At 45.8% G+C, this 16,308-nt stretch carries 16 protein-coding genes; 3 read left to right on the forward strand and 13 right to left on the reverse strand.

What is annotated here, in order from left to right:
• The first annotated feature begins 21 nt into the window (after window positions 1-21).
• The gene (locus VN379_RS18660) at window positions 22-930 is read left to right on the forward strand and encodes a LysR family transcriptional regulator (protein WP_325536591.1); all 909 of its coding nucleotides are present in this window, start codon (window positions 22-24) and stop codon (window positions 928-930) included.
• 608 nt (window positions 931-1,538) lie between these two features.
• On the opposite strand, the gene VN379_RS18665 is transcribed toward VN379_RS18660, so the two are convergent.
• The 3 genes from VN379_RS18665 to VN379_RS18675 all read right to left on the reverse strand — a co-directional run bounded on the left by VN379_RS18665 (window position 1,539) and on the right by VN379_RS18675 (window position 3,720).
• On the reverse strand, window positions 1,539-2,531 hold the full coding sequence (locus VN379_RS18665; protein ID WP_325536593.1) for an inorganic phosphate transporter: 993 nt from the start codon (window positions 2,529-2,531) through the stop codon (window positions 1,539-1,541).
• A complete protein-coding gene (locus VN379_RS18670; RefSeq protein WP_325536594.1) occupies window positions 2,524-3,153 on the reverse strand; it encodes a DUF47 domain-containing protein in 630 nt (209 codons plus the stop codon). Before VN379_RS18670 ends, VN379_RS18665 begins: the two co-directional genes overlap by 8 nt.
• Window positions 3,154-3,261: 108 nt before the next feature.
• Entirely contained in the window at window positions 3,262-3,720 is a 459-nt protein-coding gene (locus VN379_RS18675) for an EamA family transporter (RefSeq protein ID WP_325536596.1), read from the reverse strand.
• A 193-nt stretch (window positions 3,721-3,913) separates the two neighbouring features.
• Between VN379_RS18675 and VN379_RS18680 the strand changes: the two genes are divergently transcribed.
• Entirely contained in the window at window positions 3,914-4,606 is a 693-nt protein-coding gene (locus VN379_RS18680) for a heparan-alpha-glucosaminide N-acetyltransferase (protein ID WP_325536598.1), read from the forward strand.
• A gap of 27 nt (window positions 4,607-4,633) precedes the next feature.
• On the opposite strand, the gene gltA is transcribed toward VN379_RS18680, so the two are convergent.
• From gltA to VN379_RS18705, 5 genes are all read right to left on the reverse strand, one after another.
• On the reverse strand, window positions 4,634-6,022 hold the full coding sequence (gltA, locus tag VN379_RS18685) for an NADPH-dependent glutamate synthase (protein WP_325536600.1): 1,389 nt from the start codon (window positions 6,020-6,022) through the stop codon (window positions 4,634-4,636).
• Window positions 6,022-6,900 (reverse strand): sulfide/dihydroorotate dehydrogenase-like FAD/NAD-binding protein, encoded by an 879-nt coding sequence (locus VN379_RS18690; protein WP_325536602.1) that lies wholly within the window; start codon window positions 6,898-6,900, stop codon window positions 6,022-6,024. The genes gltA and VN379_RS18690 overlap by 1 nt, the downstream gene beginning before the upstream one ends.
• A 115-nt stretch (window positions 6,901-7,015) precedes the next feature.
• Window positions 7,016-7,684, reverse strand: coding sequence for a hypothetical protein (locus VN379_RS18695; RefSeq protein WP_325536604.1), 669 nt, complete (start codon window positions 7,682-7,684; stop codon window positions 7,016-7,018).
• Window positions 7,685-7,702: 18 nt separating this feature from the next.
• Window positions 7,703-8,677 carry a DUF1858 domain-containing protein gene (locus tag VN379_RS18700; RefSeq protein ID WP_325536606.1) on the reverse strand — a complete coding sequence of 325 codons (975 nt, stop codon included), beginning with the start codon at window positions 8,675-8,677 and terminating at the stop codon, window positions 7,703-7,705.
• A gap of 148 nt (window positions 8,678-8,825) precedes the next feature.
• Window positions 8,826-9,221 carry a carboxymuconolactone decarboxylase family protein gene (locus VN379_RS18705; protein WP_325536608.1) on the reverse strand — a complete coding sequence of 132 codons (396 nt, stop codon included), beginning with the start codon at window positions 9,219-9,221 and terminating at the stop codon, window positions 8,826-8,828.
• 186 nt (window positions 9,222-9,407) lie between these two features.
• Here VN379_RS18705 and VN379_RS18710 point away from each other — a divergent pair, with 186 nt between their 5' ends.
• On the forward strand, window positions 9,408-9,626 hold the full coding sequence (locus tag VN379_RS18710; RefSeq protein WP_325536610.1) for a DUF1450 domain-containing protein: 219 nt from the start codon (window positions 9,408-9,410) through the stop codon (window positions 9,624-9,626).
• A gap of 99 nt (window positions 9,627-9,725) precedes the next feature.
• On the opposite strand, the gene VN379_RS18715 is transcribed toward VN379_RS18710, so the two are convergent.
• The 5 genes from VN379_RS18715 to VN379_RS18735 form a co-directional block, all read right to left on the reverse strand.
• Window positions 9,726-11,231 (reverse strand): acetyl-CoA hydrolase/transferase family protein, encoded by a 1,506-nt coding sequence (locus VN379_RS18715; protein ID WP_325536612.1) that lies wholly within the window; start codon window positions 11,229-11,231, stop codon window positions 9,726-9,728.
• 174 nt (window positions 11,232-11,405) lie between these two features.
• Window positions 11,406-12,188 (reverse strand): LytTR family DNA-binding domain-containing protein, encoded by a 783-nt coding sequence (locus VN379_RS18720; RefSeq protein ID WP_325536614.1) that lies wholly within the window; start codon window positions 12,186-12,188, stop codon window positions 11,406-11,408.
• Window positions 12,148-13,893, reverse strand: coding sequence for a LytS/YhcK type 5TM receptor domain-containing protein (locus tag VN379_RS18725; RefSeq protein WP_325536616.1), 1,746 nt, complete (start codon window positions 13,891-13,893; stop codon window positions 12,148-12,150). The genes VN379_RS18720 and VN379_RS18725 overlap by 41 nt, the downstream gene beginning before the upstream one ends.
• A gap of 157 nt (window positions 13,894-14,050) precedes the next feature.
• The gene (locus tag VN379_RS18730) at window positions 14,051-16,021 is read right to left on the reverse strand and encodes a methyl-accepting chemotaxis protein (RefSeq protein WP_325536618.1); all 1,971 of its coding nucleotides are present in this window, start codon (window positions 16,019-16,021) and stop codon (window positions 14,051-14,053) included.
• Window positions 16,022-16,135: 114 nt separating this feature from the next.
• Window positions 16,136-16,308, reverse strand: a 173-nt coding sequence (locus VN379_RS18735; protein WP_414715017.1) for a 2-oxoacid:acceptor oxidoreductase family protein, incomplete at its 5' end; no start/stop codon positions are given.

A 16,308-nucleotide genomic window follows, 5' to 3' on the forward strand; every position in this document is an offset into this window, starting at 1 on the left:
ACTAATAAGGAGTGATTATAAATGGATGTTAGTTTTGAGCTCTATAAGGTCTTTTACCATGTAGCTAAAACACTAAGTTTCTCAGAAGCCTCAACTCAGCTTCACATATCCCAGTCTGCCGTTAGCCAAGCCATTCGCTTACTAGAGGATAAGCTCAACAGCCGTCTGTTCTCGCGTACCACCAAGCAGGTGAAACTCACCCCAGAAGGAACTATGCTGTTTCCCTTCGTCGAGCAAGCTTATCAGTTCATTAAGACAGGCGAACGTAATATCCAGGATGTTCATTCCCTGACGAGAGGCGAACTCAGGATTGCTGCCAGCGACACCCTGTGCAGATATTATTTACTATCTTATCTAAAACAATTTAATGAGTTGTATCCCTTTATTAAAATCAACATCACCAACCGGACGTCGCCGGTATGTACTGAGCTTGTCCGCAAAGGCCTGGTAGATATCAGTTTTGTTAATTTGCATCACGAACAGCTTCACCCTGGTGAACATGATAGTAAACTTTCAATCACAAGACTTGATGTAATCCATGACGTCTTTGTGGCTGGCAGGGATTACCTGGAACTGCAAAAACTAAACCTTTCCCTAAAAGATTTGGAGAACTATCCAATTCTTGTTCTGGAAAAAAATACTGTTACCCGCAGTTACTTTGATGCGATGCTAAAGCAATATCAGGTATCTATAACACCCGAAATAGAAATCGGCAGTATCGATTTATTAATAGATTTAGCCCAGATCGGATTAGGTATTGCTTTCGCGCCTAAAGAGTATATTACCACTCAATTGGCGCAAGATAATCTGTTTCTTTTAACTATCCAAGAGAATATCCCACCACGTTATCTTGGTGCTGTTACAAACAGCACTGTCCCGTTGCCAGTGGCAGCCCACACATTTATGAACTTAATTGCAGGAACACATTAAAATGCCCAGGCAAATTGGTATACAAAAAGCAGCCCTTGCGTATGCCGGAGCTGCTGCCTTTAAGCTATGGTTTTTTTTGCTGTAAAACCCATTCCCATTATTCTGTTTATCCAATCCATTATAGGTAAAACGTCCACTATCAGCATCTCTTCTTCCCAGAGTCCACCAGCCAATCCGCTTCATTTCCTGTCTGATATCGTAGACACAATAAGAGCACAAGTGGCCATCGACAATTGGCATGCCACATTGTTCACTAAAAACCAGCCGCGTTTTAGCATGCTCATGACTGTTTGGCGTTTTACACCGGCTTCCGTAGCTATCTGGTCTACTGATACTCTGGCAGTGTGTTGCCGTAAATAATGAAATACCCGGTCAGCTTCATTCATTTCCCGGGTGTGGCAAGCAGAACAAAGGCCGCTACTATTAACAACTGCACTCTGAGCAGTACCCAATGCTCAATTTATTTAACCCGCTTTTTTAGCTGTTTACTTTTCTAGATCCGCCATTACAGTATTCTCATTTGAAGCGAAATATTCGGACTTAAGCACTAGATTCCTGCTTTTTATGCTAAGTCATACTCACCTACTCATCGGTTCTGCGCCTGATAACTACAAAAAAAATGATAAAAACTTATACATTAGGGCGCTTGTTACTGCACTGAACGGAATGGTCAGAATCCAGGCAAAAAGCATTTGCTGGGCCACTCCCCACCGTACAGCAGAAATCCGTTTGGCAGAACCAACCCCCATGATTGAGCCAGATACTACATGGGTAGTACTGACTGGCAGGTGCAGGTTTGTAGCTGCAAAAATGACCATTGCCGAATTCATATCAGCAGCAAAACCGTTGATGGGCTCTAGTTTAACAATCTTGCCGCCCATAGTCTTAATAATCTTCCAACCACCAGCTGCCGTACCCAGGCCCATAGCCGTGGCGCAGGCTATTTTTGCCCACAGGGGTACTTCCAGCGATTCAATATGTCCCGAGCTCAACAGAGCCAGCGTAATAATACCCATGGCTTTTTGCGCATCATTGGAGCCATGGGAGAAAGACATCAGGCTGGCAGATAATAGCTGCATTTTTTTGAACCCGGTATTAAGTTTCCCCGGCTCTTGCCGTCCGAAGATCCACATCATGGCAATCATGATAATGTATCCACCGGCCATCGCAATGAGTGGTGACAATACAAGTGACAGGATAATCTTTTCAACACCGGCAAGGTTAATGGCGTCAAAACCCGCACCTACCATTACCGCCCCCAAAACACCACCGACAAGCGCATGGGAAGAACTGCTTGGAATACCAATCCACCATGTAATCAAATTCCAGACAATAGCACCGAATAAGGCCGAGATAATCACAGGCTGGCTTACTAAAGAAGCCGATTTTACAAGATCACCGCCAATTGTTTTGGCGACTCCGGTGCTGTAGAGCGCCCCGGCAAAATTAAGTGTTGCAGCCAAAACTACAGCAAACTGCGGGTTTAAAGCCCGGGTAGATACCGATGTGGCAATCGCGTTAGCTGTATCATGAAAACCGTTGATATAGTCAAACGCCAACGCAAAAAAGACCACGACATAGACCAGCGTCATATCAGGCATACTTTACGATGACTCCCTTTAATAAATTGGCGATATCTTCACAGATATCAAGGGTCTCTTCCAAATGCAGCAGGATTTCTTTCCATTTGATTATTTCAATAGGATCGTTGCACTCTCTGAACAGTTTGGCCATCTCCTGCCTGTACAGCCGGTCTCCCTGAGACTCATACTCAATGATCCGGGCACAGCGCTCTTCCAGTTTGTCTTTTTGTTTTTTAATCTCAGGCAAATGACTGAACGCTTTGTCAATCTGCTTAGCGCTTTTACCTACCAATTCGGCAAGAGCCTTGGCACCTTCTGATGCTGCACCGGCATTATAGAGCTCCATGCGTTCAATCGTGCCCTGCATACAGTCTATAACATCATCAAGTTTGTGAGCAATGCTATAGATGTCTTCACGGTCAAGGGGCGTAATAAATGTCTTGTGTAACAAGCCGACAATCTTAGCCGTATTCTCGTCAGCTTGTTTCTCCAGTTCATCTATTTGAGCCATTAATTCAAACAAGTCTCCATCTTTGTTTAACGCCTCTTGTAAGACTTCGGCAGCATCCCGAATAAGTTGAGTATTTGCCAGAAGATAACCATAAAACTTTTCTTCACGGGGCTTTAAGCCAAATCCCATACTTAGCCTCCTCAATTTGTCGGATTCAAACTGATTATAGCATATACCTTTGAGCTTTGTTAACTAATTGTAGTGAAATGTTAAGATTCGGTTAATTTAGTACTAATATTACGAGTTAGCTACTAATACAATACCGCTCAATATTAAGACCAGACCACCCATTCTGAGCAGTCCAATGGCCTCATGAAATAGAAAGTATGATGCTATAAAAACCAGTATATATCCTAAGCTTATGAGTGGGTATGCATAACTTAGTTCGACGGTGCGTAACGCATAAATCCACAGCAGCGTACTCACACCATACACAGCCAAGCCTACAGTAATAGGCCAGGCGGCTATCACCTTTTCCATGACCGAACCTGTGTCAGGAATATGCGTAGCGCCATACTTAAAAGCCACTTGCCCAACAGCGCCAAGAAAAACAGATAATAATATAAGATAAATATCTTTCAAAACAAGCACCGCCCTGTCAATAAGCCTTGATTCAATGAGCCAAAGCCTGTCTTTGGTAGTATATTCCCTTTCGGCGCTGGTATTCCTGCAAGCTGTAGCAGTTCTAAAATTCATTAAAACCAGCTTCTGGGGCATGCCTAAGTCACTAGTATCCTAGTGTATCACAAAACTAGCGTAAACATTACCGACTACAAAACTTTTAAAAACTCAGTCCAAGATTTACTTCGCTTACTTGACGGCAACCTAATTGTAATTTATTGTTAATATATGTTGAGTTACTACATCATCACCAAGGAGGCCGTTACCCTTGTCTGAAGCTGTCCGGCTTGCTGAACTCGATTTATTGCGGGGAATAGCCATCCTCTTAATGATCATTTTTCATACCGTATTTGATTTGGCTTTCTATTATGGCTGGCCGCTTGATTATCTGGACGGATTTTGGTACTACGAGGGTAAAGCCTCTGCAGTATTATTCATGCTGGTATCAGGCATAAGCAATATCTTTAGTCACCAGCCAGTACGCCGCGGACTTATTGTCTTTGGTACAGGGCTGTTCATTACAGTCATTACCTATCTCTACAGCCCTGCCGTATATATCCGGTTTGGTATTCTGCATCTGCTCGGTGTTGGTATGCTTGCCACCCCGTTCTTGAACCAACGCAGCGCACTGCCGCTCATCCTAGCAGGCTTATCAATCCTTGCTGTCGGCAACAGCTTTTCTCAGATAACGTCAACAACTGCCTTCCTGGTACCCTTTGGTATCAAACCACCCGGATTTACCTCGCTTGATTATTATCCGCTATTGCCGTGGTTAGGCATCATCCTCTTCGGCATGGCCATTGGGAAACTGTTGTATCCTGACAAACAATCATTGTGCCCTTCAGCGGCTAACCACCCACCAGTCCGCTGGCTTAGCTGGCTGGGCCGCCGGTCACTCTTCATCTATCTTATGCATCAGCCAGTCATATTGGCAATCCTCTATATAATAAACCCAAAGTGACTCGCGGGGACGGTTCTCTTGAGTCATTTATGGGGTACCCATGAGCATTTTGTCAATGGCCTGGGCAGCTTTTTTTCCTGCTCCCATTGCCAGTATTACCGTGGCTGCTCCGGTAACGGCGTCGCCGCCGGCGTAGACGCGCTCACGGTTAGTGAGTCCGGTTGCTTCGTCAGCTACAATGCATTGCCATTTATTGATTTCAAGACCTTTGGTGGTTGAAGAAATGAGTGGATTCGGTGAAGTTCCAAGTGACATGATGACAGTATCTACTTCCATAACAAATCCAGAGTCAGGCACTTCAACAGGTTTTCTCCGGCCTGACGCGTCAGGCTCCCCCAGTTCCATTTTAATGCAGCGTAAGCCAGTTACCCAGCCCTTGTCATCTACTATAATCTCGGTTGGATTGGTCAGGACATCAAAGATAATCCCCTCTTCTTTGGCATGGTGTACTTCTTCGGCCCGGGCCGGTAATTCAGCTTCTGACCGGCGGTAAACAATATGGGTTTCCGCCCCCAGCCGGGCAGCTGTTCTGGCAGCGTCCATGGCTACGTTGCCGCCGCCAACAACCGCTACCTTTTTGCCAACTTTGATCGGAGTCGCATATTCTGTTTTAAAGGCTTTCATCAGGTTATTGCGGGTTAAAAACTCATTGGCCGAGAATACACCGTTTGCATTCTCCCCGGAAATGCCCATGAACTTAGGCAGCCCGGCACCTGAGCCGATAAATACAGCTTCAAAGCCTTCCTCATTTAGAAGTTCGTCAATGGTTACTGTTTTACCGATAATGACATTTGTCTCAATGCTGACACCCATCTTTTTGAGATTATCAATCTCGGTTTTTACCACAGTTTCTTTCGGCAGACGAAACTCAGGGATCCCATAAACAAGCACGCCGCCAGGTTCGTGCAGCGCTTCAAATATGGTTACTGCATAACCTCTGCGGGCAAGGTCACCGGCACAGGATAACCCGGCCGGGCCACTGCCAATAACGGCTACCTTTTTACCGTTTTTCTCCGCTACTTCGGTGGTATTCACCTGGTTTTCCCGGGCCCAGTCGGCAACAAACCGTTCCAGTTTGCCAATAGCAACCGCCTCACCTTTAATGCCTAAAATACACTTGCCTTCGCACTGAGTTTCCTGGGGACAAACCCGGCCACACACCGCAGGCAAAGCACTGGACCTGGCAAGAACTTGTGCCGCCTCGGTAATTTCACCTTTTTTAACATGGCTGATAAAAGCCGGAATATCTATCGCCACCGGGCAATCGCCCACGCATTTAGCATTTTTACAATTTAGACAACGGGACGCCTCGGCAACAGCTTCTTCCAGTGAATAGCCCAAGCATACCTCGTCAAAATTAGTGACCCGCGCTTTGGCGCACTGCTCCCGTACTGGTATTCTGGCTACTTTGCTCATTATTTATTACCCCCACAGCACCCGCCGGTATGGCTGGTTTTTTCGGCCTCAAGCATGCATCGGCCTTCCTCTGTCTTATACATTGTCTGCCGGCGCATAGCTTCATCAAAATCAACCAGGTGACCGTCAAACTCAGGACCATCGACACAGGCAAACTTAATCTCATTCCCGACTGTGACGCGGCAGGCGCCGCACATTCCGGTGCCATCAACCATGATCGGATTTAAGCTGATGGTTGTTTTTATGTTATAGTCTTTTGTCAGTCTGGACACAAACTTCATCATAATCATTGGGCCAATGGCGACAACATGGTCATAGGTAACACCACCATCAATCAGCCCTTTTAAAACATCGGTCACAAGGCCCTTACGGCTGTAAGAGCCATCGTCAGTTGTAACATACACATTTGCCCCCAGGGCTTTCATTTCCGCTTCAAGAATGACGAAGTCTCTAGAGCGGGCGCCGATAATTACGTCAACCTGAACATCCCGCTGCTGCAGCCACTTTACCTGTGGGTACACCGGAGCTGTTCCCACACCACCGGCTACAAAAACAAAACGTTGCTTTTTCAAGTCATCAATGTCATCATAGATAAATTCAGAGGCTTCACCAAGCGGTCCGGCAAAATCAGTGAAATAATCACCGGCCTCATAGGCTGCCATTCCAATGGTCGATTGACCTAAAGTCTGAAATACAATTGTAACAGTTCCGCGATCTGCATCATAATCACAAATGGTTAATGGAATTCTTTCGCCTTTTTCGTCCATTTTGACAATGACAAACTGACCAGGCTTGGCCGACTTAGCCACCCGGGGAGCTTCTACATCCATTAAATAAATCTGAGCTGCTAATTTTCGTTTTTCGACTATTTTGAACATCTCGATCTTCCTCTCCTACTTCGACATCATGCGACAAAATTCAGCATGAGAATTATATCACAGATTGCGCTGGTTGGGAACAGGAAAAGCCGCGGCACTAGACCACGGCTACGGGTTAGACCCGGGTAATTTCGTACCTGGTAGTTATGCTTCCGGCCTTAGTGATTGCGGTTTGCTTAAGCGTAAAGCCTGGATTAAGGATACTGACAAACGCAGTAATCCAGGTATTGTAAAGATCTTTCATCATTTTTCCATCAGCCCCAGCCCTTTTCCAGTTAGGTTCCTGCAAACAAACATCACTCTCCCAGACCATTTTGTCAGCTGAACTTTCCAGCACAGAGTCAGCCTGATCACAAGGCATTCCATTTAGATAGTAATCGTTAATTGCTTTATAAATGCCAGGCGCATTTGAGGTCTCATACTTACCCTGAGCAGCGGCGTGGCGGGCGCAGTGAGCACCATGCTCCAGAAAAGCCTTGGACGCTGTGTCAATAGCGGCATCACCGCAATTGTCAACAAGGGCTTGGACAAAAGCCGCTTCCCGGCTTTCAGCCACATTAATCTGTCGCTGCAGCCACCCATGGATATTGCTCTGGTCGATATGCTCTGTCAGATCAGTGTCAGACAGCGGCTCACCGTAGCTTTGCCAGGCTTGAGCACGAGCTTCTTCGGCAGTACCGCCACAAAGGGTTTCAGCCCTTTGATAAATCAATTGCTCGCGTTGAATAACATAGCGAATCTTGTTGTATAACCAGTAATGAATCGGCGCTAAAAAAGCACTCATTGTAATCTCCTCCTTAGTTTAAGAGTTTACTTTAGCCGGAACGACTTTGTTCAGTGCGGCCAGCAGTTCTGTTAGATTCAAGCCGTGGATTTCAGCCGCCTGGGTAACGGGTTCGCCAGCTGAAGACGGACAACCAAGGCACCCCATGCCAAATGAGCGAAATACCGGGACAGTCTGCGGGTAAACCCTAATAATATCGCTGATTACACTGCCACCGGTAATGGGATCCCCAAATACTAGATCGCCCTCGGTAAGGCCGCCTGGCAGTGGTACAATCTTTTCCCCTGCCCCGGATTGAGCTACTTTCGGTTCGCTGGCTGAGCTCTTTTCCCCGTAAAACTCAGCTAAAACATCAGATTTAAATTTTTCAAAACCTATGCGGTCAATAAATTGCCCAATGCGTTCAATATCGGCATGTTTTTGATAATAGCGCATAATGATATCGACAATCCGCAAGGTATCCTCGTAATCCAACCCTTCAATCAGCCTGTTGGCTAAGCGAGGGTGAGAGCCGGCACTGCCCCCCACATACACATCCCACCCGGCGTCAGTTCCAATAACACCTACATCTTTGACGACAGATTCACCACACGAGTTGGGACAGGCAGAGACACCCATTTTTATACGGCTCGGCATTTCTTTCTTAATATATCGTTTATCAAGCTCTAACCCCAGTTTGATACTATCTTGTTTGCCGCGTTTGCAAAAAGCATTGCCTGGGCAGATTTTAACACTGCGGACACAGTTGGCAAAACCCAGTGCCGGTGTCATGCCAAGCTCTTGCCAGATATCTTCAATGTCTTCCGCCTTAAGCCCGGTTATCATAATGCGCTGGGCTGAGGTCAGTTTCATCGTACCACCATATTTTTTAGTAACATCTACATATTTTTGCATAACATCCGGTTTAATAAAACCACCAGGTAGATGCGGGGTTATGGCATAAGTACGTTTTCCATCCCGAATTTTCTGCAGGTTTGCTCCTTTGGGTAGCATACTGCACCTCCTCAATGTTTCTTAATTTATTTTTACCGAAATAACTGGGGTTATTAATGACCACCAGATTCACAACATCATGCTGTGCTTTCTCATCCTGTTAGAAAGTTCAACTTTCCGTCTGGATAAGGGCAACATCGACTTCGGCTTACGCCAAAGGCTCGGCGGAAACCGTGTTTTCTTTATAAATAGTATCCATAAACTTAATCAGCGGACTAAGTTTTACAATAGTGTGGGCGCCTTTCATCCATACCTGCTGGCGAAACACCTCGATGATCTCTTCGCGGGTAGCACCGTGGTTTAAGGCCTTCAAGAGTTCCAGCTTGGCGCGTACATCGTCATCGCCATAGACAGCAGTCGCTAGTGCAATAAGATAACGGTATTTTAAAGGAATAACACCTTCGCCCCAGATAATATGGTGATACTCACTAATGATCTTCTGCATATCCTCGCCTAAATCGCCTGCTCCCATACCACAGGGAGGCACAAATCCGAACTGTTTTTTAAACTCGGCAATCATTTTCTGTTTATCAAAATTAGCCATTGCTGCTGTCTCCTTCTAGATTTATCTCTTGAGTACATTGTATTATAAAGTTTGCTCCCATTCATTGGCAGACATCACAGTATGGTGTGATTTTCGTCACACCAAAACCAGGGTAAAATATCTTTACATAGTTTGCCGGTATCAGGCCGAAACTAAACTTCGAAAAACTGAAGGAGGCAAAGAAATATGAACAAACTGCAATTCTGCGAAAACAATCTGAAGCACGAGGGCATGGAAGAGCTTGTGGAAAAATGCCGGGCTGAGTTTAAAGATGTCGAGATCTCTGTGGAACCTTGTTTAGGCGAGTGCGGCGACTGTGCGGAAACATATATCGCTAAAGTTAATGACAGCTTAGTCACAGCTGATACAACCCACTATTTATTTGAAGAAATCGAAAACGCTTAATGGATAAACAAACAGAAGCCAGCTACCTTTGACAAGTAGCTGGCTTCTTTGTATGATCACACTTTTGTAGATACATTACAGTATGTGACTGGTTTGTTACTAAACTTGCATAGTTCCTGTTTCTACAAATCTTGCGTGCCAGGACAGTGCTTCTGCCAATAAATGCGGTGTATGTGCAAATCCGGTAGCTTCTTCAGCCCTTTTAAGATAATCCAGCAACTGTGCCCGGTAATTGGGGTGAGCACAATTAGTGATAATCTTTCGTGCTCTCTCTTTGGGGCTAAGACCTCTTACGTCAGCTACGCCTTGCTCAGTAATAAATACGTCAACATCATGCTCGGTGTGATCAACATGAGAGCACATAGGTACAACACTAGATATAGACCCGCCCTTAGCCACTGAACTGCTAAAGAAGAAGGTTAAGTAGCCGTTTCGGGCAAAGTCACCTGAGCCGCCAATACCATTCATGATTTTGCTTCCCATTACATGGGTAGAGTTGACATGCCCGTAAATATCGAATTCAATAGCTGTATTCATTGCAATGATACCAAGGCGGCGAATGATTTCCGGGCTATTGGATATTTCTTGAGGGCGTAAAACAATCTTATTCTTATACCTGTCTATGTTTTTATAAAATCTCTGTAAACCTGCAGGAGAAGGCGTAAGAGCTGTACCTGAAGCAAAAGAAAGCTTTCCGGCATCAATTAGATCTAACATACCATCTTGAATGACCTCGGTGTAAACCTTCAGATCGGAGAAGTTTGAGTGTACAAGCCCGGTAATAACCGCATTGGCTACAGACCCTACTCCCGATTGAAGCGGCAATAGATTAGCAGGCATTCTGCCTGTCTTGATTTCGCCATGGAGGAAATCTATTAGATGTCCAGTCATAGCCTTAGCATCATTATCAATCGCCGCTAACGGTCGAACATCATCAGGAATATCGCTCAAAACAATTCCAGCGAGTTTATCTGCCTGGCATGGAATATAGGGTACACCTATTCTGTCAGACACATTGACTAGCGGAAGAATCGCCCTGTATGGGGGATCATTTGGTGCGAAAATATCGTGCATCCCTTCCAGTTCCAGCGGCTGAGATACATTAAGCTCAACAATTACTTTATCAGCACTCTGTACAAATGAAGCTGAATTACCTACAGAAGTTGTGGGGACTATATAACCCTCTTCAGTAATTGCGCAGGCTTCAACAATTGCAACATCTACCTTGCCGCCCAGAAACCCGCAACGTGCCATTTGCGCTACGTGACTCAAATGAAGGTCAGTATACTGAATGCGTCCGCTATTGATCGCCTGTCTGGTAGCACTATTCGTCTGATAGGGCAATCTTTTCCCGATACCTTCTACTTCAGCGAGAGCAGCATCCAGTTCTTTTCCTACCGAAGCCCCTGTCCATAGGTTTACTTTAAATTTTTCTTGCTGTATTCTCTTGGCCAGAGCAAGCGGTACTGCCTTGGGATAACCCGAAGGAGTAAAGCCACTTGTCCCAACATTCATGCCTAGTTTAATAATCCCAGCGGCTTCATCGGCAGATATAATTCGTTCCCGCAGCGTATTATTCCTAATTCGTTGTAATAGGTCACTCATTGTGTTCTTTCCTCCCTACTGTACCACCCAGTCATTTCTAGCAGGTTTGTACATTTTCAATTCTAACTATTAGCTGCTTAAGGCGCTATTCTGTATCGACCAACAACAAAAAATTGATTACCAGCAGATAATAATAGTGACAAAAAAAAACCGCCTGCTAAAGGCGGCATATAATTATAACTCAATATACTCCTTCAGCTTGGCGGCATACGCTCTGCCTACTGGAACTTCCGTGCTTTTCCCTGTCCCTGTTTTTTTCAGTATCAATAAATATCCTTTATTAAACCAGGTAGCAATCTCTTTAATCTGATTAACGTTCACTACAAAGTTCCGGTGACAGCGAAAAAAGCGATCTGATGGCAATTTGGATTCGAAGTCTTGCAAAGTAAGCTTGGTCCGGTAATTCTCGCCATCAAGGGTTTTAATGTACACAAGCCGGTCTTTAGCATAAACAATCTCGATCTTATCACTATCAATGATCTCCATTCGGTCTCCCTTTTCAACAGAAAACTTACGGACGGCACATGATTTTGACACCTCTTTATTTCCGCTTGATTTTGGTTTTACAGTTGACCTGGTAAGCATTTTTTCAAACTTCCCCATGACTCGCTCAATATCAATCTCATCGTAAGGTTTAAGAATATAGTCCATCGCATTTACCGAAAACGCTTTTAGTGCATATTCGTCGTAGGCAGTGGCAAAAACCACTGCAGGCGGTTCTTCGCAGTCAATAAGTTTTTTTGCCACTTCAAGTCCGGTCATTCCAGGCATCTGAATATCCAGAAAGGCAATATCCGGTCTATACGTTTTCACCAAATGTATCGCAGCCTCCCCATCATGCGCCACGCCTATGATACAAAGGTCAGGATATATCTCAAGTAATAAGGATTGTAGTTCTTTAGCCATCAATTTTTCATCATCCGCAATGACAACTTTTACGTCCTTCAGCCGCGTCATCTGGTGCCACCTCCTGCCAAGGTAAACGAATAAACACATGCGTGCCTTCGTTTTCATTACTCCCGATCGAGATACCAAACTCATTGCCAAACAGCCGTTGAATACGGGCGTGAACATTACTGAGTCCTATTCCTATTCCCCCTGCGATCTGAGGCACAGGCTGTGTTTCTAATAATCGGGCAAGGCGCTCTTTGGAGATGCCTACTCCATTATCCTCTACTGAGATGTGAACGGCTTCCCGCTCCCTTATCACCCGGATTTGAATGATACCGCCATCCTTTTTGGGTGAAAGACCATGCTTAACAGCGTTTTCGACAAGTACTTGTACGGAAAAAACCGGAACTGCCTGCCTATATGTCTCCGGATCAATCACTTTAATAATTTGGATGCGATCTCCGAATCTAGCTTGTTCCAAGCGGATGTAACTGTCCACAAATTCCAGCTCTTCCTGCAGTGCATTCATCTCCTTGCCTGGTCGGATATGTCGTCTGATAATGTCGGATAAATCTTTAATCAGCGCCCGTGCTTTCTCAGGCTCTGTCCGGATAGTAGCCCTAATCGTCCCCAGTGTGTTAAAAATAAAGTGGGGATGTATCTGTGCTCTTAGCGAATTATACTCCGCTTGGGCCAAAAGGACTGTCTGCGCTTCCAGTTCGCCATGCAGTAGCTGTAAGCTTAAAAAATCCGCAATTCCCTGAACAAGTTCTGCTTCATATGGAAGAATCATCCCAGCGCCTGTCTTATACACCTTAATACTTCCCTGAAAGCGGTTGTTAACAACCATAGGGGCATCTATGACCGCAGTTAATGGACAATCTTTATAAGGACAGCCAATCCCTTCTTTATCATTAGTGATGATGGTTTGCCTGCTTTGCATGGCTCGTTTGGTCGCCAAGGTAATGAAGGGCTGCCCCACAATATGATGATCATTTCCTGCACCCAAAAATGCTAAAGTCTTGTCCGTATCGGTAACTGCCACGGCATCAGCCTCAATTTCCGAATAAACAATCTCAGCTACACATTGGGCTGATTCAATTGATAAACCTTGTCCGAGTACACCGTTCGTCTTCTGGATAACGCGCATGGCTTGTTGCGCCGACCTAGCCTGAGCCTTTTCCTGCTCTTGATATACATCGCGAACAATGTAGACAAAAAGCATAACCCCCAGGCTATTGGCGATCGTAGTCGGAACGGCGATTACCCGCTCCAGTTCCCATGCAGCCTCAAAAGGTGTTGATAAGGTGATCACCATTAGTTTGAGTATTACTTCAGCACCGAAAGCTGCGGCAAATGCTGTTTTAATTCCAATCTTCCGCGGGCCGTACCTAGCATAGATAAGACCACTTAAGTACCCTACCAGAATATTGGCAGCCGCAGCCGGGATCATGGTAAATCCACCCATGAAATACCTTGGAATGGCCCCAATAATCCCCGCTCCTAAGCCCACAATTGGTCCTCCTAAGAGACCGCCTGCAACTGCGCCAACAATTCTGGTGTTAGCAAGTGAACCCATAATAGGCATACCCAGATAATTACCGACTGCCGAGAAAAAGCCAAAAATGAAAACTAGAATGACTTTATCCTGCAATCTGTACTGAAATTGATTCAATGCCCGGCGAAAAGGCGGCAGTTGGGTAGTCAGGTAGGCCGCGACACCGAGAACGGCAATATTTTTGATGACAACTTCCATTAAGCTGGTGTCCATATTGCTACCTCCGCAAATGAGACAAGTATTTTTTATTTATTGTATCACACCAAAGCAACGCTCTCGTAAGAATTGCTACCAACTACATAAAACATGACCCAAACACCTTTTTTAAAACATTGAAAGACTGGCTTTGTAACAAGCCAGCCCGCGTAGATCACAACCTAAATAAATTTACCGCATTCTGAAGTTCTTCTGCCAGACAAGCCAGACTATGACTTGAGGAGGTTATCTCCTCCATGGCGGCCGACTGTTCCTGAGTAGCGGCAGACACAGTTTGAATCCGTTCATCCACACGGTTGCCTGCCTGCTCCACGCCCCGCACCTTAGCAACAATTTGAGCGCTGCCGTTAGCCATTTCTCCGATGGAAGAGGATATATCCCGGACCTGATCAGAAACCTTACTGACAAGTAGAGCAATCTCGCCAAACGAATTCCCCGCGTTGTTAACAAGCGTAATCCCTTGTTGAACGTCACCGGTTCCCGCATTCATGAGGGCTACTGCGTTAGTAATATTGGAATGGTTTTCCCCGATAAGCCCGGTAATTTGCTTTGCCGCTTCCTGTGTCTGCTCAGCGAGTTTTCGCACCTCGTCGGCAACAACGGCAAATCCCCGGCCTTGCTCACCGGCCCGAGCGGCCTCTATGGCGGCGTTTAAAGCCAGGAGGTTGGTCTGCCCGGCAATGCCGGCAATGACATTAACAATTTCGCCGATCTGGGAAGAACCGGCTGCCAGTCGTTCGATCGCTTGCTGCACGCTTGCAGTAGCTTTCTCGATACTGTTCATTTGGCTCACGGTCTGCTCCACAGTCTGCCGTCCTGTTAAAATTTTGACAGAGGTCTGCTTAGCCAGGTGGGCTGCCTGTTGGGCTCCACCGTCAATTTCCCTGATTTGTTCAGAAAGTTTTTCCACCACAGTAGTGGTATCATTCAGATCCTTAAGTTGATTTCCCGTATCGAGAGTAATCTCGCCGATTACTCCGGCCACATGGGTTGCCGCAACTGCCGACTGCTCAGCGCTGGCTGTCAGTTGTTCTGAAGCGGCGGCCACCTGCTCGGCAGACTGCATCACCTGTTTGATTACACTTCTGGTATTGGCGGTCATAGTATTAAAAGCAGTGGCTAAAGCACCAAGTTCGTCTTTTGAATTCACCCGGGCATCTGTAATGGCCAGATCACCCCTGGCAATACTTTCCGCCATTGCGCTAAGGGCCTGAAGCGGTCGCGCCAGGGTCCGGGAGAAAAGAAAACTAATGACGCTGGCTAAGATCAGTACAATACCTAAGGTTGTGAAAAAACCAAGCTTAAATGAATCAAGTTTTGACAACACCTCAGCAGCAGGGATGTTTACTGCCAAACTCCAGGCTGTTCCAGTAACAGGAGCATATGCCAAATATTTGCTTATCCCCTGGTATGTATAGTGACCAGTGCCTTTTTCACTTTTGACCATCTTCTCAGTAATGATCCGCAGCTTGGCGTCCGCATTTTGGTCGTTTAGAAAGTTAGCGTTCATGACAAGGTCCTTTTCGGGGTGTATGATCACCAACCCATTACCTTGGATGACATAAGCATGGCCGGTCACTCCTGCTTTAAATGATAAAACCCGCTTTATGAGGTCATCCACCGTCACCGTGCCGCCTAACATCCCTATAGTCTTACCCTCTTTCTGCAGCGGAGCGGCAATTACTACTACCATCTTTCCGTCAACTTTAGAGATAACCGGATCTGCGATACAAGCTGCTCCGCTGCTCATCACCTTTTGGTAAAACTCCCGATCGCTTAGGTTAGCGGTTGATCCGTTGGTATAAGCTGCGTTTCCTTTATCATCAACTATAAAGAACCGCGAATATATCTTATTTTTTTTACTCTCCTCGGCAAGATAAGCTATGGCAGTCGCGCGATCCCCCTGCAAAATCGGTGAATTAGCCAGAGTAACTGTTTCGGCTCGGCGCGCCTCAAACCACAACCCCACTTCATTTGCCGCCCCGCCTGCGGTTGCCGCGAGCGCTTCCTCGGCATTGCTTGTAATTAGCTTATAAGCCTGCCAATAATTGATAGCACCTAAAATCCCTACTGAAAAAACCAGGAGCCCGCAAATCATCATTGTCAGTTTTGCCTTGATTCTCATATTCCAGCTCCCCCATAATTCGAGAAAATTCCTATATCCTTACAACCTTTAAATGTTAATATGATAATAACCTCTGGCGGGCCGAACGCCAGAGGTTGTTATCATAGGTATAGCTTACACCGCCTGATAGCCTATTTGCAGAGCTGACTTGTTCATTTCCTCAGTGCCTTTGGGCACACGGGCCAGAACAGCTTTTTCTAAGGCATCCAGGCTAACAGCACCTGTAAGCTTAGCAATGGTTCCCAGAGCTACGATGTTAGCGAACAATTCCCGCCCGCATTTCTCTT

This window comes from Sporomusa sp. (assembly GCF_035561255.1).
In the GTDB taxonomy this organism is placed as follows: domain Bacteria; phylum Bacillota; class Negativicutes; order Sporomusales; family Sporomusaceae; genus Sporomusa.